Genomic DNA, 21,359 nt, shown 5'->3' with positions numbered 1-21,359 from the left:
CGGGCACCACAGCACCGCACCGGGCCGGCCTGCGCCTGCTGCCGCCCCGGACGCAGCACAGCGCCGCCCCAGTCCTGTCCGCGGACCAGCTCGCCGCCGTCGACGTCGAACACGGCGCCGGCCCAGTCCTGGTCCCCGGCGCGCCCGGCACCGGCAAGTCCACGGTCCTGGTCGAAGCTGCCGTCCGCCGGGCCCAGCGCGACGGCCTGGACCCGGAGCGGATGCTGATCCTGGCTCCCGGGCGGCTCGCCGCGGACGCACTGCGCGACCGCTTCACCGCGCGCCTGGACCGCAGTTTGAGCACGACGCCGGCCCGCACCTGGGCGTCGTACGCCTTTGACCTGATCCGGCGGGCCAAGGCGGAAGGCATCCTGCCGCTGCCGCGCGCGCCGAAACTGCTCTCCGGCCCCGAACAGGACCTCATCATCAAGGAACTCCTCGAGGGCCACGCCCAGCCGGGCCTGGAGCTACCCTGGCCGGAGGACCTCGGTGCCGCCCTGCAGACCCGCGGCTTCCGGCAGGAGGTCCGCCAGCTCTTTGACCGGATCATCGAATCCGGGCGCACCGCCGAGGACCTTGCCGCCCTCGCGCAGCGCTGCGGCCGCCCCGACTGGACCGCCGCGGCGGCGCTCTACGCCGAGTACCGTGACGTCCTGGACCTGCGGATGCCCGAATCCTTCGACCCGGCCGGGATCATCACCGCCGCGCGCCAGATCTTCCAGGACGCCCCGGAATTCCTGGCCGCCGAGCGGGGCCGGCTCCAGCTGATCCTCGTGGACGACATCCAGGAGGCGAACCCTGCCGTGTTCGAACTGCTCGCGGACATCGCCGGGGGCAAGGACGCCATCGTCACCTCTTCCCCGGACACCGTGGTGCAGGGCTTCCGCGGCGCCCGGCCGGACCTCGTGGCCGAACTGCCCCGGTTGCTCGCGCCAGCCGGTGGCACCGTGCTGGAACGGCCGCTGTGGACCGCGCACCGCCATGCCCCCGCCGTCGCACAGGCCTGGCAGGCCGTTGCGGAACGGATTTCGCTGCGCTCCGGCGGCACCTCAGCGCGCCGGCTCGAACCGGTGCCGCGAGGGAGTGAAGGCCAGGACGCCGGCGACGGAGTAGTCGAGGCCCACCTGCTGCCGTCCCCGGTGCACGAACTGCGCTATGTGGCCCAGCGGATCCTGGAAGCCCAGCTCAACGACGGCCGGGATTTGGGCGACATCGCGGTGATCGTGCGCAACGGCGGCCAGCTCAGCCAGCTGCAGCGCCACCTCGCCGGCCAGGGCATCCCGGTCCGGATCCCGGTGGCCGAGTCCGCGGTCCGGGACGAGGTAGCCGTGCGGCCGCTACTGGACGCCTATGCCGTGGCCCTTGATCCCGCCGCACTCAGCCCCGAATCCGCCGTCTCGCTGCTGACCTCCCGGATCGGCGGCGCCACCTCGATCGAGCTGCGCCGGCTCCGTCAGTCCCTGCGGCGGGAAGAGCTGCTGGGCGGCGGCGGCCGCACCAGTGACGCGCTGCTGGTGGAGGCGCTGCTGGAACCGGGCGCCCTGGCCACGCTCGGCATCGAGGGCAACTCCGCCCGCCGGGTCGCCCGGATGATCCGGGCCGGGCGGGAGGCTGCCGGGGCGGCCGGCGGCAACGCCGAAACCGTGTTGTGGGCGTTGTGGCACTCCACCGGGCTGGCCGGCCGCTGGACCGAGGCCGCCCTGGCCGGCGGGGCGGCGGGGGCCCGCGCGGACCGGGACCTCGATGCCATGATGGCGCTGTTCCACACGGCCGAACGGTACGTCGACCAGCTTCCGGGGTCCGGCCCGGAGCAGTTCCTTGAGTACCTGCTCAGCCAGGAACTGCCGATGGACACCCTGGCGGCACGGGCGCAGCTCGAGGACGCGGTGGAACTCATGACGCCGGCCAGCGCCGCGGGACGGGAATGGCCGGTGGTGATTGTTCCCGGGCTCCAGGAAGGAGTGTGGCCCAACACCCGGCTCCGCGGCGAACTCCTGGGCAGCACCCTCTTCGCCGACGCCGTCGAACACGGCGTCGAGTACGCCCTCCAGCTGGACCCGCTGAGCCGGCTCCGCGAGATCCGCTACGACGAGCTGCGCAGCTTCTCCACCGCCGTCTCGCGCGCCCGGGACGTGCTCATCTGCACCGCCGTGTCCTCGGAGGACGAACAGCCCTCATCCTTCCTGGACTACGTCTCGCCTTTGCACCCGGACCAGGACCGGCGCGGCTTCACCCCGGTGGAGCGGCCGCTGACCCTGCGCGCCCTGGTCGCCGAACTGCGCCAGTATGCCCAGCTCGACGGCGGCTCCGCCGAGGCGGCCGAGGCCACCGCCGTACTCGGGGCCCTGGCCGCCGCCGAACCCGCTGTGCCCGGCGCCCACCCCGAGAGCTGGTGGGGGCTCGCGCCGCTGTCCTCGACCGAGCCCGTGGTGCCGCCCGGCAGCACGGTCTTCGTCTCACCCTCCAAGGTCGAAACCGTGCAGAAATCGCCGCTGGACTGGTTTGTCCAGGCCGCCGGCGGCGAGGCCGCGACGGATTTCGCCCGCAGCCTAGGCACCCTGGTCCACGCCATCGCCCAGGACCTCCCGGACGCCTCCGGCGGGGAATACGTGGCCGAGCTGGTCAAACGCTGGCCGTCGCTCGGGATGAAGGACAACTGGGAAGGCAAACTCGACTACCAGCGGGCCGAGACGATGGTCCGCAAGCTCGCCCAGTACGTGCTGGTCATGCGGAGCGAGGGGCGGAGCCTGGTCGGCGTCGAGCAGGACTTCGAGGTGAAGCTGCCCGACGTGGCTGCGCCGGATGCCCCCGGCGGGGACGAGGCCTGGCCGGCCCGTCCTGCCGTGCTCCGCGGCCAGGTCGACCGGCTGGAGATCGACGCCGACGGCCGCCTGGTGATCGTGGACCTCAAGACCGGCAAGCGCCAGCCCGGCAAGGCGGAGCTGGAACGCCACCCGCAGCTTGGCGCCTACCAGGCCGCGGTCCTCGCCGGCGGGTTTACGGGCCCCGACGACGGGCCGCCGCCGCTGCCCGGCGGCGCCGTGCTGGCCCAGCTGGGCACCAGCACCAAGAGCCCCGGCGTGCAGAGCCAGCCGCCGCTGGATCCTGAGGCGAACTGGGCCCTGGACCTGGTGGGCGAGGCCGCCCGCGTTATGTCCGGCAGCACCTTCGAAGCCCGCCACGACCCCGCAAAAGGCGGGCACGGCGGCCACGGCTGCAGGCTTCCCGAAGTCTGCCCGCTGTGCGCACGCGGAAAGCAGGTCACCGAATGAGTGTCGAGGCAACGACGGCCGCCGGGCAGGACAGCACCGCGGGGCCGGACGCGCTGCCCGAACCGCGGTTCAGCCCCGAGGAGCTTTCGGCGATGCTGGGGGAGAAGAACACCCCCACCGCCGAACAATCGCTGATCATCTCATCGCCGCTGGCGCCCCGGCTCGTCATCGCCGGGGCAGGATCCGGCAAGACCGCCACCATGGCGGACCGTGTGGTGTGGCTCGTCGCCAACGGCTGGGTCCGGCCCGAGGAAGTGCTGGGTGTGACGTTCACCCGCAAGGCCGCCGGTGAACTCGCCACCCGGATCCGGGCCAAGCTGGCCGCCCTGGCCCGGATTGCCGCGGCCGACCCGGGGCACAAGGTGTTCCCCGCCGGGCTGCTAAGCACCGACGCCCTGGAACCCAAGGTCTCCACGTACCATTCCTACGCCAGCGGCATCGTCTCGGACTACGGGCTGCGGCTGGGCGTCGAACGCGACGTCGTGCTGCTCGGCGGCGCCCAGTCCTTCCAGCTCGCGAGCGAGGTGGTGGAGGCATTCGACGGCGACTACCAGCATTTCCGTTCCGCCAAGTCCACCCTGGTCAAGGCCGTCATCCAGCTCGCGGGGGAGTGCGCCGAACACCTGCAGGACCCCGCGCAGGTCCGCGGCTGGCTGCTGGACCGGGTGGCGGAGTTCGAGGCCCTGCCGTATCTCGCCACCGCCAAGAAGAACCCCAGCCAGGCCGCGGGGGACCTCAGCGCGCTGCTGCGCACCCGCGCCAGCGTCGCGGACATGGTGGGCCGCTACGCGGAGGCCAAACGGGCCAGGGGCGCCCTGGACTTCGGCGACCTCGTGGCGCTCGCGGCCAGGGTGGCCAGCGAAATACCGGTGGCGGCGCAGACCGAACGCCAGCGCTACAAGGTGGTGCTGCTGGACGAATTCCAGGACACCTCGCACGCGCAGCTCGTGCTGTTCTCCAGGCTCTTCGGCGATGGCCACGCCGTCACCGCGGTGGGGGACCCGAACCAGTCCATCTACGGCTTCCGCGGCGCGTCTGCCGGCCAGCTCTTCCACTTTGTCCGCGAGTTTCCGGTCCGGGTGGATGCCGGCGACGGCGGCAGCGACGCCGGAAGCGGGCCGCCGAGGTTCGCGGTGGCGCCGACGTCGTACCTCACCACCGCCTGGCGCAACGGCAGGAACATCCTCGAGGCCGCGAACGTCATTTCCGCCCCGCTCAGCAAGCCGGCGGACCACGCCGGCGCCGCCGGCGCCCGGGACAGCGCCGAAACCGTGGCGGTCCCACCGCTGCAACCCAGCCCCGCCGCCGTCCAGGGCCGCGTGGTGATGGGCCGCTTCGGCACGGACGAGGACGAGGCCGCGGCCATCGCCGCGGACGTGCTGAAATTCCGCCGGACCGACTTCGACGCCGGTAAGGCGGAGGAACCCGAGCCGCCGGCGATGGCCGTGCTGTGCCGCCGCCGTGCCCAAATGGAGTGCATCCGCCGCGAATTCGAGCTGCGCGGAATACCCTACGAAATCGTGGGCCTCGGCGGACTGCTGGACACCCCCGAAATCGTCGACCTTGTGGCGACCCTGAGGGTGCTGGCCGACCCGGGCCGCTCGGACTCGCTGATGCGGCTGCTCGCCGGTGCCCGCTGGCGGATCGGCCCTGCCGACCTGATGGCGTTCCGCGACTGGTCGAGCTTCCTGGCCCGGCGCCGCGGCCGCCCCGCGAACGGCACCGACGCCGACCCCGGCACGGAGACTGACACTGACACCGCCGAAACCGTCATCGAAGGGGACCTCACCGACGCGGCGAGCCTCGTCGAGGCGCTGGACTGGCTGCCCCGGCCCGACTGGACCTCCGCGCACGGCCGCCGGCTGAGCCCCGAAGCCCAGGACCGGCTGCAACGGCTCTCCGCCGAGCTCCGGCAACTGCGCAGCTTCATGGGCGATGACCTCAGCACACTGCTGGGCGAAGTGGAACGTGCCATGCTGCTGGACATCGAGGTCGCCGCCCGGCCCGGCATCAGCATCCACCAGGCCCGGCGCAACCTGGACGCCTTCCAGGACGCCGCCGCCGGGTTCCTGCACACCTCGCAGCGGGTCGACGTGCTGGCATTCCTGGCCTGGCTGGAGGCGGCCGCCGCGGAGGAAAACGGGCTCGACGCCGCCGCGCCGGACGTCAACCACGAAGCCGTCCAGCTGCTGACCGTTCATGCCTCCAAGGGGCTGGAATGGGACGTGGTGTTCGTCCCCGGGCTGAACACCGGGGCGTTCCCGAGCAGCCGGGATTCGCGCTGGAGCAGCGGCTCCGCCGCGCTCCCGTGGCCGCTGCGCGGCGACCGCGCCGACTTGCCGCAGTGGGACCTGGACCACCCGGACCAGAAAGGCTGGCTCGACGCCGAGAAGGACTTCAAGTCCGCGGTCCAGGCCCACGGCGAAGCCGAGGAACGGCGGCTGGCCTATGTGGCCTACACCCGCGCGAAGCACGTGCTCTGGGTGTCCAGCGCGGCCTGGGTTGGTTCCCGGGCGGGCCTGGCCGGAATGTCGCCGTTCCTGGCCGAACTCGAAACCCTGACTGCGGCCGGAGCGGCGGAGATCCACCCGCTCTCCGTCGCCGAGGATGCGCTCCCTGAAGAGAGCCCCCTGACCTCCGAGCTCGAGCTCGCCCTGTGGCCGTACGACCCGTTGGAAGGGCCCGTCCACCCACAGACCGGGGCACGGCTCCGGCTGGTGCCGGGCCGCCGCGCCGCCATGGAGGCCGCCGCCGCACGGGTCCTGGAGCGGCTGGAGCGCTCCGACGCCGCCGAGCTGCCAACGCCGGGGGCCGGAGCGCGGCAACTGCGCGGGCCGGCGGCCGGCTGGGCGCAGGAGGCGGCCACGCTGCTGGACCGGCGCTCCCGGCGGACCGCCGGCCAGGACGTCCATCTGCCGGGCCACATTTCCGCCTCCACCCTGGTGGACCTGGACGACGACGCGGCCTCCGTGGTGGCCCGGCTGCGGCGGCCCGTCCCGCGTGAACCCGGGATGTCCGCCCGCAAGGGAACGGCATTCCACGCCTGGGTCGAGGAATACTTCGGCACCTCGGGGATGCTGGACCTCGGTGAGGCGGCCGGCTCGGATGACCACATTGACGAGGCCTACGGACTGGACGCCATGGTGGACACCTTCCGCCAGTCCGAGTGGGCCCACCGGGCGCCCGCCCATGTCGAGGTGCCCGTGGAAACCCGGATCGGCGAGGTGGTGGTCCGCGGGCGCATCGACGCAGTCTTCCGGGACGCCGACGGCGGCTGGGACCTCGTGGACTGGAAGACCGGCCGCCGGCCCTCGGCCGCCCAGCTGAAGACCAAGGCCGTGCAGCTCGCCGTCTACCGGCTGGCCTGGTCCCGACTCAAAGGAATCCCGCTCGAGGATGTCCGGGCGGCCTTCTACTACGTGGCGGACAACCAGGTGGTGCGTCCGCACGATCTGGGTACGGCGGATCGGCTGGAAGAGATCGTCGCCGCGGCCCTGGGACGGACCGCAGGGGGCTGACGGACCGGGGCTAGTCCTGCTTCGCCGGAACGACCGTGAGGGCCGTCGTCGAGGTGTCATCCGCTGTGGCCGGGCCGTCGGCTGCGCTCTCGTCGGCCGGGCTCTCGTCGGCTGCGCTCTCGTCGGCCGGGCTCTCGTCGGCTGCGCTCTGGTCCTCATCGCGGGGGATCGGCGTGACGTGGACGGCTGCCACGGCGCCGCTGGCGGGCAGCGGGTCCGGGCCGGGCGCCGTGCCCTCGGTCTCCGGACCGATCGGTTGTACGGTCACGGCCGGCCGGGGCAACGGTTCCACGCTGATCGGCTGCCCGCCGTGCTCGGCGACGTCCTCGGCCAGCACCGCCAGCATCGACTCCGCCTCGTCCGTCATGTCCTGGTCCCCTGCCGCGAGCCCCTTGACCAGGTACTGGGCCAGGGCGAACTCCGCGGACAATGCTGCGCGGCGCAGCAGGTGCGCGTCGGGCGCGTCCCGGCGGCTGGAGGAGTATTGCGCAAGCACCGTGTCCACAAAGTCCTGGTCGTTGGACGCGACCAGCCAGGCCATATCGTCGGCCGGGTCGCCGATGCGCAGGTCCGTCCAGCCGGTCACCGCTGTGACCCGGTCGCCGTCGACCATGAGGTTGTCCTCATGGAGGTCGCCGTGCACCACGCTGGGGTTGAAGCGCCACAGCGACACGTCCTCCAGCGCGTGTTCCCAGCGGCGCAGCAGCAGGGGCGGGATCTTTCCCGTCGTTGCCGCCTGGTCGAGTTCATTGAGCCTGCGCTGGCGGAACTCATTCGGCGTGTAGCTCGGCAGGTCGGCGTTGCTGACCAGCGAGTGCGGGAGGTCGTGGATGGCCGCGAGGGCGGCGCCGATTTCCTTCGCCAGCGCGGAGGAGCCCTCGCTGAGTTCCTCGACCGAGCGGGTTGCCCCGGACAGGTGGGAGTAGACGAAGGTGCTGAGCTCGCCCTGCCGGACGGTGCCCGCCACGGTCGGCATCAGGAACGGGAGTTCGGCGCGGATGCCGGGGGCGAAGGCGCGCAGCACCAGGAACTCGGTTTCCAGCCGCGCACTCGCCTCGGCGTGCCGGGGTGAACGCACCCGCCAGCGCTTGCCTTCGGTGTCCAGGAGAAGGGCGGAGTCGAAGTCCGCCGGATCGTCGGGCGCGGAGCTCACGGCAGTCGGGGTCAGGCCGGGGACTGCCGCCGTTGCTACTGCTGCCAGTTCGATTGGTTTTCTTCTCACGCTTCCACGGTAGATTGAGCCGCGCCCAAGACGGCGATGCATCGCGGCGAGTCTGAAAGATCGGCCCGAAATAGCGCCGGGCGGTCAGTGCCGCCGGGGGCCAAGAGCCTAGTCCGACGACCGGTGCAGGACAAAGATGCCGCCGTAGGCGGGTTGCTCCGACCGCTGCCGGTCGCTGGCGGTGTATTCGCTCAGCACCGCGTGGACGCGCGTGAGGAGGTCTTCGGCGTCGGACTCGGAGAGGTGCAGGACAAAGCGGGAGAGGCTGGCGAGTGCGTCCGGCCCCGCGTCCGTCAATTCTTCCCGAAACGCGTCCACCGGTGCCAGCGGACCGTCCGGACCAGCCTCACCCAGTGCGGCGTCCAGATGCCAGGACCGCCCGGTGGAACGATACGGCTTCTCCAGCGCACCACTTTCTCCCGTGCGGACTTCCGCGGGTTCAAGGAACCCGGTGGAGAGCAATTGCCGCACGTGATAGAGCATGGTCCCCGGATCCTGGCCCAGCCGGTCGGCGAGCTGCTTGTTGGTCAGCTCGTGGAGCCCGCACAGGCGCAGGATCCGCAAGCGCAGCGGATGGGCCAGCGCCTTGATTTCCCGGGCGCTTGCGGCTGGCCTTTCTTCCTCCGCGCTTGTGTGCTCTTTCATGGACCCATCCTACAAACCGATGTACTGGACTCCAATCCCCTTGAATTTTCTCAATCGATGCGGAATGGTTCAGCTATGACCGATCAAACCGCGATGGTGTTGGAACGGAACCGTGCGCCCCTGGGCGCGTCCTACTGGAAACTCTGGACCTCGTCCGGGCTGTCCAACCTCGCGGACGGGGTCTTCAAGATCGCCCTGCCGCTGCTGGCCATTCAGCTCACGCAGTCACCCACGCTGATTGCCGGGCTGAGCGTGGCGGCGACACTTCCCTGGCTTGTCTTCGCTCTGACTGCCGGAGCGCTGGCCGACCGGCTGGACCGGCGCAAGCTCATGCTGTGGGCCAACCTCGGCCGGGGACTGCTGCCCGCCGCCCTGGTCGCCGTCCTCCTGCTGGATTTCGGCTCCATCTGGGCCCTGTATGTTGTCGCCTTGATGGTCGGCGTGGCCGAAACGCTCTACGACACCTCCGCGCAGTCGATCATGCCCCAAGTGGTGCACCGGGATCAGCTTTCGCGTGCCAACGGCCGCCTCTACGCCGTCGAGCTCACCGCCAATCAGTTTGTTGGCCCTCCGCTGGGCGGACTGCTGGTGGCCGTGGGCCTCGTTGCAGGTCTTGCCGTGCCGGCGGCGCTGTGGCTTGCCGCCGTCGGTTGCCTGTTCCTGGTCCCCGGGAGTTTCCGCATGGAGCGGGAACAAAAGACAACTTTGCGTTTCGATATCGGCGAGGGGTTGCGGTTCCTCTGGCACCAGAAGGTCCTCCGCACGCTCGCGGTCATGACGGGAGTGTTCAACTTCGCATCCAGCGCCGCTTTCGCCGTCCTGGTGCTTTTTGCCGTGGGGCCGACGTCGGAAATGAAACTGTCCGAGGCGGGGTTCGGCCTGCTGCTCACGGCGTCCGCCCTCGGCGCCTTCATTGGTTCCTTCACCTCCGAGTGGGCGGAGGCCAGGCTGGGCAGGTCGAAGTCCCTAATGCTCACGATTTTCGGGTGCGCGCTCTTCGTGGGCGCACCTGCCATGACCAATAATCCCTACGTCCTGGGCCCGATCCTCTTCGTGGGCGGCATCCTGATCGTGCTCTGGAACGTCATCACCGTATCCCTGCGCCAGCGCATCACTCCCAACCGCCTGCTGGGCAGAGTCAACAGTGCCTACCGCCTGCTGGCCTGGGGCACCATGCCACTCGGTGCCGCGGCAGGCGGCTTGCTGGCCCAGTGGCTGGGCCTTCAAGCCATGTTCGGCATCATGGGCGTCCTCACCCTCGCGCTGCTCGCGATGATGCCCATCCTCACCGACAAGGCAATTGCCGCAGCCGACGTCGAATCCTGAGTTGGATCAGTGCCGGGGCGGCCGCGCCCCGCCTTGGGGAAATGTCAATTGTCGGCGGGGGTCGGTACGGTGGGTACATGAGTCTTGCGGAGCCACCGGAGTCCGGTCCCGGCCAAAGTACCGGCCAAACTACCGGCCAGAATGCCGGGCCACATACCGACAACATTGCTCGAGCCGCGGTGGCCCGCGCCGCTATCGAGAGCCCGCCCGCCAACCGGCTGCGGGACACCGTTCTTCCGGTACGCCCCGCGCTGATCGACCGCGGTTCCGCGGCCAGGCTAAAACCGGACATGCTGGCGGACCTGCTGCGTACCGGCGGTGTGCAGGCGATGCTTCTCTCGCGGCGCCAGGCCCTGGTCAGCGGCGAAGGCCTCGTCTTCCTGGACGCAGCCGGCCTCGCCGCGCGGCTCCGGGGAACCGAGTACGCGCCGGAACAAGTGATCTACCTGGGCTCGGCCCTTCCCGGGGCCTCCGCGGCCGCCGGAACCCAGTACGTGCTGTTCATCCTGCCCGAACAGTTCGAGGTCCGGGCCGAGCCTTTCGAGCAGCACGTCGAGGGCATCCCGGCAGGGGCCCAGTGGGCGGGCTTCCGCGAGGTGGCAGCCCAGCTGGACCCCACCGACACCGCCCTGTTCATCGAGGCCAGCGCCATCGCCAACTGGCACGCCACCCACACCCACTGCCCCCGCTGCGGCGCCGCAACCGTGCCCGAAGCCGGCGGCTGGGTCCGGCGCTGCCCCTCGGACAACTCCGAGCACTACCCCCGCACGGACCCGGCCATCATCGTCACCGTCGTCGGCCCGGACGACCGGCTGCTGCTGGGCGGCGGGGGCCCGCAGGATTCGCGGACCTATTCCACCCTGGCCGGCTTCGTCGAGCCCGGCGAATCCCTCGAACAGGCCGTCATCCGCGAAATCGGCGAGGAGGTGGGCGTGCGTGTCACCGCGTCGCAGTACCTCGGCTCCCAGTCCTGGCCCTTCCCGGCCTCGCTTATGCTCGGCTTCACGGCGACGACGGCGGACACCGAGGCCACGCCCGACGGCGTCGAGGTCACCCGGGCACGCTGGTTCAGCCGCGCCGAGCTGCAGGAAGCGGTGCTGAGCGGCGAAATCGTCATCTCCAGCAGGCTCTCGATCGCCCGCGCCCTGATCGAGCACTGGTACGGCGGCGTCATCCAGGACCGCACGGACGACGCATGACGTCCCCGTGACAACGCGACGCGGCACCGCCCCTGCCGCCCGTTCCACACTGCGGCGCCTCCGACGCAGACCCTCCAACGACTGAGCAGCAGAAGTGAACACAGATATCTTCCAGTCCAGCGCCTTCCCGGCCGGACAACCCCAATCCGGCATACCGGCCGGCGAACCGCCCGCACCGGACACCCGGTCCCTCGAGGAACGGATCCTGGGCGGCCTGGACGCCGAACAACGCGAGGTGGCCAGCACCCTGAACGGCCCCATGTGCGTGCTCGCGGGCGCCGGCACCGGCAAGACCCGGGCCATCACGCACCGCATCGCGTATGGGGTGCACTCGGGGGTGTACAGCCCGCAGCGGCTGCTGGCCGTCACCTTCACCGCACGGGCCGCCGCGGAAATGCGCAGCAGGCTCCGCGACCTGGGCGTCGGCAGCGTGCAGGCCCGCACCTTCCACGCAGCTGCGCTGCGCCAGCTCCAGTTCTTCTGGCCCCAGGCCGTCGGCGGCGCACTGCCCAACCTGCTCGACCACAAGGCCCAAATGATCGCCGAGGCCGCACGCCGGCTGCGGCTCAGCACCGACCGGGCCTCCATCCGGGACCTGGCCTCCGAAATCGAGTGGGCCAAGGTGTCCATGCTCACCCCGGCCAACTACCTGGAAAAGGCGCAGGGCCGCGGCACCCCGGGCGGGTTCGACCTGACCGCCGTCGCCCGGGTGTTCCAGTCCTACGAGGACGTCAAGACGGACCGGAACGTCATCGACTTCGAAGACGTGCTGCTGATCACCGTGGGCATCCTGCAGGAGGACCCCAAGGTCGCCGCCACGGTGCGGGAGCAGTACCGGCACTTCGTGGTGGACGAATACCAGGACGTTTCGCCGCTGCAGCAGCGCCTCCTGGAACTGTGGCTGGGCGGCCGCGATGACCTCTGTGTGGTCGGCGACGCCAGCCAGACCATTTACTCCTTCACGGGCGCATCGCCCAAGCACCTGCTCGGCTTCAAGGGCCAGTACCCGGACGCCACCGTGGTCAAGCTGATCCGGGACTACCGTTCCACCCCGCAGGTGGTGAAGCTGGCCAACGAGCTGCTGGCCGGCCGCCGCAGCGGCGGCCCCGTGGCAGACGCCGCCTGGGCCGCGCCGCTGCAGCTGGTGGCGCAGCGGCCCGCCGGACCCGTGCCGCAGTTCACCGAATGCTCCGACGACGAGGCCGAGGCCGCGACCGTCGCGGTCAAGGTCCGGGCGCTGCTCGACGCGGGCACGCCCGCCAGCCAGATCGCCGTCTTGTTCCGCACGAACGGCCAGTCGGAGGCCTACGAACAGGCACTCGCCTCGGCAGGCATCGGCTACCAGCTCCGCGGCGGCGAACGGTTCTTCGCCCGCAAGGAAGTCCGGGACGCGATCCTGCAACTGCGGGCCGCCACCCGGGCGGTCGCCGAAACCGCCGCGCCCGAGCCCCTCGGCCAGCTGGTCCGCGACATCGTGTCCTCCCTCGGCTACACCGACGCGGCGCCGCACAGCGGAGGCGCCCTCCGGGAACGCTGGGAATCCCTCGCCGCCCTGGTGGCCCTCGCCGACGAACTGGTCATCAGCAGGGGAGCGGAGTTCAGCCTCGCGGACTTCGTGAACGAACTGCAGGAACGCTCGCTGGCGCAACACGCCCCGACCGTCCAGGGCGTGACCCTGGCGTCGCTGCACGCGGCCAAGGGCCTGGAATGGGAAGCCGTGTTCCTGGTCGGCCTGAGTGAAGGCCTGATGCCGATCTCCTTTGCGGACACCCCCGAGGCGGTGGATGAGGAACGCCGCCTGCTCTACGTCGGCATCACCCGCGCCAAGGAGCACCTGTACCTGTCCTGGTCCACCGCCAGGACCCCCGGCGGCCGGGCCAACCGCAAACCCTCGCGCTTCCTCGACGGGCTGCGGCCCGACTCGGTGGCCAGCTCCTCCGTCCGCGGCAAGGGCGCCGCGCCGCGCCGCAAGGCGGCAGCGCCGGCGTCGTGCCGGGTCTGCGGCAGCATGCTCTCCTCCGGCGCCGAACGCAAGGTGGGCCGGTGCAGCCAGTGCCCGCCGAGTTACGAGGAACAGACCTTCGACGCGCTGCGGCAGTGGCGGAAGGCGGTGGCCCTGGAGGCCGATGTCCCCGCATTTGTGGTCTTCACCGACGCGACCCTGACCGCGATCGCCGAGGCGCGGCCGGAATCCCTGGAAGAGCTCGCCAAGTTGCCCGGGGTGGGCGCCTCGAAGCTGGAAAAGTACGGCGAGACCGTGCTGGCAGTCCTGGTCGAAAGCTCCACGCTCTGATGGCCGGCGCCGGGAATCGCAGCAACACGCCGTTGACCACCGCGGACGGCGCGCCCGTGGAAGTGCGCCGCTCGGCGCGCCGGCGCCGTACCGTGGCCGCCTTCTGGGAAAACGGCACCGCCGTCGTCGCTATCCCCGCGCACTTCAGCGGCGCGCAGGAGCGCGAATGGGTACACCGGATGCTGGAGAAGCTTCGCCTGCAGGGAACCCGCGGCCACAAGGCGGCAGGCAAGCGCCGCGTCGGCAGCGACGCCGGGCTGGCGGCCCACGCGGCGGAGCTCTCGGCCAAGTATCTGGGCGGCCGGGCCGTCCCGACCTCGGTCCGCTGGGTGACGAACCAAAACTCCCGCTGGGGCTCGGCGACGCCCTCGGAGGGGACCATCAGGCTCTCCCACAAGCTGCAGCCGATGCCGCAGTGGGTCATCGACTATGTGCTCCTGCACGAACTGGCGCACCTGCTGGTGGCGGCCCACAATGCGGCGTTCTGGCGGCTGCTGGCGGCCTACCCGGAAACCGAACGTGCCAAGGCTTTCCTGGAAGGCGTGTCCTTTGCCACCGCCCGCGGCCTCCCGGCCGGGGAGGGCGACGGCGGCGACGTCGAGGGCACCGCCGACGACGTCGACGCAGCGGGCGAGCTCGAGGGCGCCCCCCGCTGAGTCGCCGTCAGGCCTTGGGGTTGCCGCCGTTCCCGCCGGCACCCGGTTCGTCGCCGGAATCGTCCGCGGCCGGGCCGGAATCGTCCGCGCCGTCCGGCCCGGCATCCGGAGCAGCCGCGTCGAAGCCGCCGCTGAGCAGCTTCTGCAGGGCGTCGTCGACCTCGGTGTCGCTGGCCTCGGCCAGCTTCCGGCGTTCGCTGAAGCCCTTCGGGTCGTCCAGGTCCTCCGCCGTGGGCAGCAGGTCGGGGTGCTGCCAGATGGCGTCCCGGCCCTCCACGCCGCGTTCTTCCTTGAGCTGGGCCCACAGCGTGGCGGCCTCGCGCAGCCGGCGGGGCCGCAGTTCCAGGCCGACGAGGGACGAGAACGCATGCTCCGCCGGGCCGCCGGTGGCACGCCGGCGCCGGACGGTCTCGCGCAGCGCCGCCGCGGAGGGCAGCAGCTTCTCGGTGGCGGCGGCTGTGAGCTCGTCAACCCACCCCTCCACGAGCGCCAGTGCCGTCTCCAGCTTTTCCAGCGCCTGATCCTGGGCGGGGGTCCGCTGCGGCATAAAGACGCCCTGCGACAGGGCTTCCTGGATGCCCTCCGGATTGCTCGGATCCAGCTCGCGGGCCAGCTCCTCGATCTTCGAGGTGTCGATGTGGATGCCGCGGGCGTAGGCCTCGATCGCGCCGAGCAGGTGGCCGCGCAGCCACGGCACCTGGACGAAGAGCCGGGCGTGGGCGGCTTCGCGGACCGCAAGGAAGAGTCGGATGTCGTTCTCCGGCAGGCTGAGGCCCTCGCCGAACTTCGCCACGTTGGCAGGCAGCAGCGCCATTTCCAGGTCGGCAAGGGGCACGCCGATGTCGGTGGAGCTGACCACTTCGGCGGAGAGGGCACCGATCGCCTGGCCCAGCTGCATGCCGAAGATAGCCCCGCCCATGTTCTGCAGCATCGAGGAGGCGCCGCCCATCATGGACTTCATTTCCTCGGGCATCTGCTCGGTCATGGCGGAAGACAGTGCGTTGGCGATGCTGTTGGCGACCGGCTCCGTCAGCCGCTTCCAGGTGCCGAGCGTTTCCTCCACCCATTCGGCGCGGGACCAGGCCCGGCCGATCAGTCCGGTGGCGGGAAGTTCGGTGACCTGGTCCAGCCACAGCTCGGCAAGCCGCAGGGCTTCGTCGACCTCACGGGACTGAGCGGCGGTGACGGACGGGTCCGACCCGCTGGCGGCCACCCGGCGGGCATTCTCATGGGCCAGTTGCCAGTTCACGGGCCCGTCCGAGGACGCGCTCATCATGGCCTGGACCTGTGAAAACATCTGGGCCAGCAGGTTCGGGTCGTCCGGCAGTCCGGCGGCCTTGGCGAGCTCCGCCGGATCGATGTCCCCCATGCCCTTGCCGCCCATCAGGTTCTGCAGCATTTCTGCCAGCGGATCCTTGGGTTCGTCGTCCCCGTTGGACGGATTAAGTGGGTTAGAGGTCATGATCCCGCCGATCGTCGGTGTGACTGGTGCTCAAGTTCACGCTACCCCTCCACGTGAGCGGCTGTCTTGCGAAACCCTGCCCCGTTCGCTGTCGGCAAAGAGCCCCGTGGGCACCCGAGCGCGTAGTGTTAGAGGCTGGAATATTTGCAGGCTGCCGAGCCGGTTTCGGCCGCAGCCGCAGCGCCAGATTCCGGCCCCGAAAGTGGCCGTGGCGCCGGCACGGAGAGGTCCTTCATTGACGTTTACCCAGGGCGGTCAGCCCCCCGGCGAAGCCGCGGCCCACGACGACGGATCCGCGCCCCACGACGGCGGCATTAAGGCCCGGCGGGCCGGTGGCGGGGGAGGGGACCGCCGCTCCTCCACCATGCTCGTCTCCGGCCTGCTGGCGCTGGGACTCGGCCTTGCCGCGATGACCCTCCCTGTCCCGTATGTGGTCGAATCGCCCGGCCCGACCTTCAACACGCTCGGCACGGACAACGGCAAGCCGGTCATCACCGTGTCCGGGCACGAGACGTTTCCGGCCAAGGGCAGCCTGGACCTCACCACCGTGTACGTCGACGGCGGCCCTAACGGCCCGGTGACCGCGTTCGAAGCCCTCAACGCTTGGCTCAACGCCTCCAAAGCGGTCTACCCGGAGGAACTGATCTTCCCGAGCGGCGTCACCAAGGAACAATCCCAGCAGGAAAGCGCCGTCGCCATGACGACGTCGCAGGAGAACGCCGTCGCCGCGGCGCTGAAAGAACTCGGCATCCCGTTCGAGCAGAAGCTGCAGGTGGCAGGGGTTCCGGACGGCTCGGCGTCCAAGGGCAAAGTCCAGGAGGGCGACGTCCTGGTCTCGATCAACGCCAAACCGATCACCGCCCTCAGCGTTGTCCAGGGCGAGCTCGCGGCGGGGAACGGCAAGCCGGTCACGGTCGTCGTCGACCGCAACGGCAGCCAGCAACCGCTGACGATCACGCCGAACAAATCCCAGGCCGGGCGCTACCTGCTCGGCGTCGCGCTGCAGTACAAGTTCAAGTTCCCCTTCGACGTCAAGATCTCCCTGGACAAGGTCGGCGGCCCGAGCGCCGGCATGATGTTCGCGCTCGGCATTGTGGACACCGTGACCCCCGGGGACCTGACCGGCGGCAAACACATCGCCGGGACCGGCACCATCACGCCCGACGGCGCCGTGGGGGCCATCGGCGGGATCGGCCAGAAGATGGTCGGGGCCAGGGCGGGCGGCGCGACCATGTTCCTCGCCCCGGCGGCCAACTGCGACGACGTCGTGGGCCACGTTCCCGCGGGACTGCAGGTCGTCAAGGTGGAGAACCTGGCCGAGGCGCGGCGCGCTGTTGAACTGTCCGCGGCCGACGGCGACACATCGGGACTTCCCACCTGCACCAGCAACTAGACTGACCCCGGAACTAAGCTCCACTGCCACTCGTGGCACTAATAACTCAATCCAGCACTGACGACCAGCTATGAGGTACCGAGTTTGTCCCGTCCCAGCACCGTCCCACCCGGAAGGCCACAGCAGCGGCGAGGCGCCCTGACGCCCACCCTGATTGTTGTCGCACTCATCGTGGTCGGCTTCATCTTCTTCGCCAATGTCTGGACGGACGTCCTCTGGTACCAGCAGTTGGGCTTCTTCGAAGTCTTCCTGACGGAGAACCTCGCGCGGACCGCCATCTTCCTGGCCGGCTTCGCCGTCATGTTCGCCGCGATGTTCTTCGCGATCCGGATCGCATACACGTCCCGTCCGGTCTACGCGCCCGACTCGGACGTCCGGGACAACCTCAACCGCTACCAGGCCCAGCTTGAGCCGATCCGTCGTGTGGTCATGATCGGCCTGCCGGTGCTGTTCGGCCTCTTTGCCGGCAGCGCGGCCGCCAGCCAGTGGCAGAAGGTGCTTTTGTTCCTGAACCAGCAGCCCTTCGGCCAGAACGACCCGCAGTTCAACCTGGACATCAGCTTCTACCTCATGACGCTGCCGTTCCTGGGCTTCGTCACGGGCTTCCTGATCAGCGTCGCCGTCGTGGCCGGCATCGCCGGGATCCTGACGCATTATCTTTACGGCAGCATCCGGCTGATGGAGCGCGGCGTCTTTACCAGCCGCGCCGCCCAGATCCACCTGGCGGTCGCCGGCGCCGCATTCCTGCTGCTGCTCGGCGCCAACTTCTGGCTGGACCGCTACTCCGCCGTGCTCAACAACGGCGGCCGCTGGGCCGGCGCGCTGTACACCGACGTGAACGCGGTGATCCCCACCAAGGCCATCCTCGCCGTCGCCGCGGGCCTCGTGGCTGTGTTGTTCATTGTGGCTGCCGTGATCGGGAAGTGGCGGCTGCCCATCATCGGCACCGCCATGCTGGTCATCACGTCGATCCTGGCCGGCGGTGTCTACCCCTGGGTGATCCAGCAGTTCCAGGTCCGCCCCTCGGAGCAGACCCTTGAGAACGAATACATCAAGCGGAACATCGCCATGACCCGTGCCGCCTACGGCCTGGATAAGATCCAGGAGAAGCGCTACGAGGCAACCACAAACGCCACCACCGGCGCCCTGGCCCCGGACGCGCAGACCACTGCCAATATCCGGCTGCTGGACCCGAACCTGATCTCGGACGCGTTCTCGCAGCTGGAGCAGTACCGGCCGTACTACCAGTTCCCGAGCACCCTGAATGTGGACCGTTACGAGGTGAACGGCAAGATCCAGGACACCGTGATCGCGGTGCGCGAGCTGAACCCGGGCGGACTCGCCACCAACCAGCAGTCCTGGCTGAACCGGCACGTGGTCTACACCCACGGCTACGGTGTGGTCGCGGCGAAGGGCAACAAGTTCACCGCGGACGGCAAGCCCGAATTCCTGCAGTCCGGCATCCCGTCCACCGGCGTGCTGGGGACCGACACCACCTACCAGCCACGGATCTACTTCGGCGAAAACTCGCCGGACTACTCGATTGTCGGCGCCCCGGACGGCGCCGCGCACCGCGAGCAGGACCGCCCGGCGGCCAAGGAAGGCGACGCCGGCACGCAGTACACCTTCACCGGGAACGGCGGCCCGAACGTCGGGAACTTCTTCAACAAGATCCTCTACGCGATCAAGTTCCAGTCCTCGGACCTGCTGCTCTCCGACGGCGTCAACGCCGAATCGCAGATCCTTTACGACCGGAGCCCCAAGGACCGCGTCGAGAAGGTTGCGCCGTACCTGACCGTGGATGGCAACGCCTACCCCGCCGTCGTCGACGGCAGGGTGAAGTGGATCGTGGACGGCTACACCACGAGCCCGTATTTCCCGTACTCGCAGCAGGAGCAGCTCTCCGACGCCACGAGGGATTCGCAGACCTCGGCGGGCCGCACCGCCGCGTTGCCGAGCAACTCCGTCAACTACATCCGCAACTCGGTCAAGGCCACGGTAGACGCCTACGACGGTTCCGTAACGCTCTACGCCTGGGATGACAAGGATCCGGTCCTGAAAGCCTGGCAGAAGGTGTTCCCGACGTCGCTGAAGCCTTTCTCCGAGATGTCCGGGGCCCTGATGAGCCATGTCCGGTACCCGGAGGACCTGTTCAAGGTCCAGCGTGAACTCCTCGGCCGCTACCACGTGACCAACGCGGACAACTTCTTCACCAACAACGACGCCTGGAGCGTGCCGAACGACCCGACCGTCAAGGAAGAGGGGGTCAAGCAGCCGCCGTTCTACATGTCGCTGCAGATGCCCGACCAGGACAAGCCGGCCTTCCAGCTGACCTCCTCGTTCATCCCGCAGGTGGTCAACGGCAATGCGCGCAACGTCCTCTACGGATTCCTGGCCGCGGACTCGGACGCAGGCAACCAGAAGGGCGTGAAAGCTGACAGCTACGGCCAGTTGCGGCTGCTGCAGATCCCGCCGGAGGCCAACGTCCCCGGCCCCGGCCAGGCGCAGAACAAGTTCAACTCCGATCCCACGGTGTCCCAGGCCCTGAACCTGCTGCGGCAGGGTGCCTCGGCGGTGCTCAACGGCAACCTGCTGACGCTGCCGGTGGGCGGCGGCCTGCTCTACGTCCAACCGGTCTACTTGAAGTCGACCGGCGAGACCTCGTACCCGACGCTGCAACGCGTGCTGGTCGCCTTCGGTGACAAGATCGGCTTCGCGCCGACACTGGACGAGGCGCTGAACCAGCTGTTCGGCGGCCGGTCCGGTGCCACCGCCGGCGACGCGGCCAACAACGGCCAGACGCCCCCCACCCCTGCGCCGGGGACCACCCCGCCCGCCACCGGCGGCACCGACGCCAAGGCGGAGCTGAAGGCCGCCCTGGACGACGCCAACGGAGCGATCAAGGCCGGTCAGGAGGCCTTGGCCAAGGGCGACTTCGCCGCCTATGGCGAGCAGCAGAAGAAGCTCTCCGCGGCCCTGCAGCGGGCCATCGACGCCGAGGCCAAGATCACCACCACGACGCCGGCGCCGGCCCCCTCGGCCACACCGTCACCGAGCGGCAGCGCTTCGCCGTCGGCGACGCCGTCGCCGAGCAAGTAGGCCGCAGCAAGACGGCAGCCGAAGGCCGGATTCCCCGTTCCGCTGGAGCTGGGAATCCGGCCTTTCGCGTTGCCCGGGGCGGTCGCGGCGCCGGGCTACATCACCGGGTGGGACGCACATCACGCCGTCCCGATTTGGCCTCCCGTTCACCGGCAGGTAAAGTTGTTCTTGCGACGCGGGGTGGAGCAGTTCGGTAGCTCGCTGGGCTCATAACCCAGAGGTCACAGGTTCAAATCCTGTCCCCGCAACTGAGAAGAAGTCCGGAGCACTGGAAAGTGTTCCGGACTTCTTGCTTTAACCATCCCTGGCAGGGGAGGGGCGGGACCGTGGTCGGGGCGGCCGCCAAAGTAGGGTAGTGTTGATCAAGCGACGCGGGGTGGAGCAGTTCGGTAGCTCGCTGGGCTCATAACCCAGAGGTCACAGGTTCAAATCCTGTCCCCGCAACCAATGGCAGGAACAACGAAGGCCCGGATCAGCAGATCCGGGCCTTTCGTTTGGCTGGGACGGCCGGCGTGCCGTTCAGGTGCGGGAAGCCGCGGACTGGATGGACTGGGCGAGGTCGCGGGGACGGCTCCACATGGGCCAATGCCCCGTCGGAAGGTCAACGACGTCGAGGCGCTCGATCTTCGCGACTTCGGCAAACATGGGATGGCCCGCGCGGGCCAGCTCCAGCACCTGCGCACTCGGGATGGAGCAGCACACCAGGGTGGTCCGGACCCTGTGGCGGGCGTCGTTCGTGAGCTTGACGGGCTGACGAAGCACGGGGCCGGGTTCAGGGACGGCCCGGGCACGAAAACGCTCTAGGACCTCTGCGCTCAGGCCTTCGAGGCTCGCCTGCTGGGCGAGGGCGTCGAGGGACGGCAGCGGAAGCTCCGCCAACTCCTCCGGCATGTCTGGTGCAAAGGCGCTTCCCGCCGCCGCAGGCCCTGAGTCGACCCACACCACTCGATGGACAAGCTCAGGGTGTTGGTCAAGGACGAGGCTGACGGGGGCGTTCGCCCCGCTATGGGCGACGAGAGTTGCGGGCTGATCCTCGGAGACCCCGAGTTCAGCCATGACCTTCAGGACCGCCGCGGCTTGATCGTCGAGCGTCTTCTCCGCACGCTCGGGATCGTCCGCGTCGAGACCGGGCAGTGTCATCGCGATCGTACGGGAATGTTCGGTGCTCAGGTATTCAAGGACTTCATCCCACGCCCACGCGCCCAGCCAGTGGCCGGCGATGAGAATGATGGTCGGGCTGCTTGCAGTAGTTGTCATGTCACTACCCTCGCAGG

The 21,359-nt window shown here is 69.7% G+C and carries 12 protein-coding genes and 2 tRNA genes; 10 read left to right on the top strand and 4 right to left on the bottom strand.

The features are described from left to right. The first annotated feature begins 29 nt into the window (after nucleotides 1-29). Together FFF93_RS11645 and FFF93_RS11640 are read left to right on the top strand one after the other, a co-directional pair. Nucleotides 30-3,272 (top strand): ATP-dependent DNA helicase, encoded by a 3,243-nt coding sequence (locus tag FFF93_RS11645; protein WP_138770403.1) that lies wholly within the window; start codon nucleotides 30-32, stop codon nucleotides 3,270-3,272. Next, complete coding sequence (locus tag FFF93_RS11640; protein ID WP_138768773.1) at nucleotides 3,269-6,790, top strand: ATP-dependent DNA helicase; 3,522 nt, start codon at nucleotides 3,269-3,271, stop codon at nucleotides 6,788-6,790. Before FFF93_RS11645 ends, FFF93_RS11640 begins: the two co-directional genes overlap by 4 nt. A gap of 10 nt (nucleotides 6,791-6,800) precedes the next feature. Here FFF93_RS11640 and FFF93_RS11635 read toward each other — a convergent pair whose 3' ends face one another. Both FFF93_RS11635 and FFF93_RS11630 read right to left on the bottom strand, forming a co-directional pair. Beyond that, nucleotides 6,801-8,012, bottom strand: a complete 1,212-nt coding sequence (locus FFF93_RS11635; protein ID WP_138768774.1) for a macrolide 2'-phosphotransferase — start codon at nucleotides 8,010-8,012, stop codon at nucleotides 6,801-6,803. A 108-nt stretch (nucleotides 8,013-8,120) separates the two neighbouring features. Then, nucleotides 8,121-8,657 (bottom strand): transcriptional regulator, encoded by a 537-nt coding sequence (locus FFF93_RS11630; RefSeq protein ID WP_138768775.1) that lies wholly within the window; start codon nucleotides 8,655-8,657, stop codon nucleotides 8,121-8,123. A 75-nt stretch (nucleotides 8,658-8,732) separates the two neighbouring features. Here FFF93_RS11630 and FFF93_RS11625 point away from each other — a divergent pair, with 75 nt between their 5' ends. The 4 genes from FFF93_RS11625 (at nucleotide 8,733) to FFF93_RS11610 (ending at nucleotide 14,131) form a co-directional block, all read left to right on the top strand. Continuing rightward, nucleotides 8,733-9,983, top strand: a complete 1,251-nt coding sequence (locus tag FFF93_RS11625) for an MFS transporter (RefSeq protein WP_261375094.1) — start codon at nucleotides 8,733-8,735, stop codon at nucleotides 9,981-9,983. Nucleotides 9,984-10,162: 179 nt separating this feature from the next. Beyond that, on the top strand, nucleotides 10,163-11,182 hold the full coding sequence (gene nudC / locus FFF93_RS11620) for an NAD(+) diphosphatase (protein ID WP_261375093.1): 1,020 nt from the start codon (nucleotides 10,163-10,165) through the stop codon (nucleotides 11,180-11,182). Between the two features lie 151 nt (nucleotides 11,183-11,333). Continuing rightward, the gene (locus tag FFF93_RS11615) at nucleotides 11,334-13,475 is read left to right on the top strand and encodes an ATP-dependent DNA helicase UvrD2 (RefSeq protein ID WP_138770405.1); all 2,142 of its coding nucleotides are present in this window, start codon (nucleotides 11,334-11,336) and stop codon (nucleotides 13,473-13,475) included. Then, nucleotides 13,475-14,131 carry a M48 family metallopeptidase gene (locus FFF93_RS11610; RefSeq protein ID WP_138768777.1) on the top strand — a complete coding sequence of 219 codons (657 nt, stop codon included), beginning with the start codon at nucleotides 13,475-13,477 and terminating at the stop codon, nucleotides 14,129-14,131. Before FFF93_RS11615 ends, FFF93_RS11610 begins: the two co-directional genes overlap by 1 nt. Nucleotides 14,132-14,138: 7 nt before the next feature. On the opposite strand, the gene FFF93_RS11605 is transcribed toward FFF93_RS11610, so the two are convergent. Beyond that, nucleotides 14,139-15,593 carry a zinc-dependent metalloprotease gene (locus FFF93_RS11605; RefSeq protein WP_138768778.1) on the bottom strand — a complete coding sequence of 485 codons (1,455 nt, stop codon included), beginning with the start codon at nucleotides 15,591-15,593 and terminating at the stop codon, nucleotides 14,139-14,141. Between the two features lie 235 nt (nucleotides 15,594-15,828). Between FFF93_RS11605 and FFF93_RS11600 the strand changes: the two genes are divergently transcribed. From FFF93_RS11600 to FFF93_RS11585, 4 genes are all read left to right on the top strand, one after another. Further along, on the top strand, nucleotides 15,829-16,986 hold the full coding sequence (locus tag FFF93_RS11600) for a PDZ domain-containing protein (protein WP_261375092.1): 1,158 nt from the start codon (nucleotides 15,829-15,831) through the stop codon (nucleotides 16,984-16,986). Nucleotides 16,987-17,070: 84 nt separating this feature from the next. After that, nucleotides 17,071-20,085, top strand: a complete 3,015-nt coding sequence (locus FFF93_RS11595) for a UPF0182 family protein (protein ID WP_138768780.1) — start codon at nucleotides 17,071-17,073, stop codon at nucleotides 20,083-20,085. Between the two features lie 174 nt (nucleotides 20,086-20,259). Further along, nucleotides 20,260-20,333, top strand: a tRNA-Met gene (locus FFF93_RS11590). A 122-nt stretch (nucleotides 20,334-20,455) separates the two neighbouring features. Beyond that, nucleotides 20,456-20,532 (top strand) — tRNA-Met (locus tag FFF93_RS11585). Nucleotides 20,533-20,604: 72 nt separating this feature from the next. On the opposite strand, the gene FFF93_RS11580 is transcribed toward FFF93_RS11585, so the two are convergent. Continuing rightward, a complete protein-coding gene (locus FFF93_RS11580) occupies nucleotides 20,605-21,342 on the bottom strand; it encodes an alpha/beta fold hydrolase (protein ID WP_138768781.1) in 738 nt (245 codons plus the stop codon). Nucleotides 21,343-21,359 lie beyond the last annotated feature (17 nt).

The organism is Arthrobacter sp. KBS0702 (assembly GCF_005937985.2).
Taxonomy (GTDB): Bacteria; Actinomycetota; Actinomycetes; order Actinomycetales; family Micrococcaceae; genus Arthrobacter.
The sequence above is the reverse complement of the archived record's forward strand: the minus strand, read 5'-3'. Positions and strand labels throughout refer to the sequence as shown.

Bases quoted from the DNA above. Each gene is read 5' to 3' on its own strand.
- FFF93_RS11640 (WP_138768773.1), top strand. From the start codon at position 3,269: ATGAGTGTCGAGGCAACGACGGCCGCCGGGCAGGACAGCACCGCGGGG.
- FFF93_RS11630 (WP_138768775.1), bottom strand. From the start codon at position 8,657: ATGAAAGAGCACACAAGCGCGGAGGAAGAAAGGCCAGCCGCAAGCGCC.
- FFF93_RS11625 (WP_261375094.1), top strand. From the start codon at position 8,733: ATGACCGATCAAACCGCGATGGTGTTGGAACGGAACCGTGCGCCCCTG.
- FFF93_RS11610 (WP_138768777.1), top strand. From the start codon at position 13,475: ATGGCCGGCGCCGGGAATCGCAGCAACACGCCGTTGACCACCGCGGAC.
- FFF93_RS11605 (WP_138768778.1), bottom strand. From the start codon at position 15,593: ATGACCTCTAACCCACTTAATCCGTCCAACGGGGACGACGAACCCAAG.
- FFF93_RS11580 (WP_138768781.1), bottom strand. From the start codon at position 21,342: ATGACAACTACTGCAAGCAGCCCGACCATCATTCTCATCGCCGGCCAC.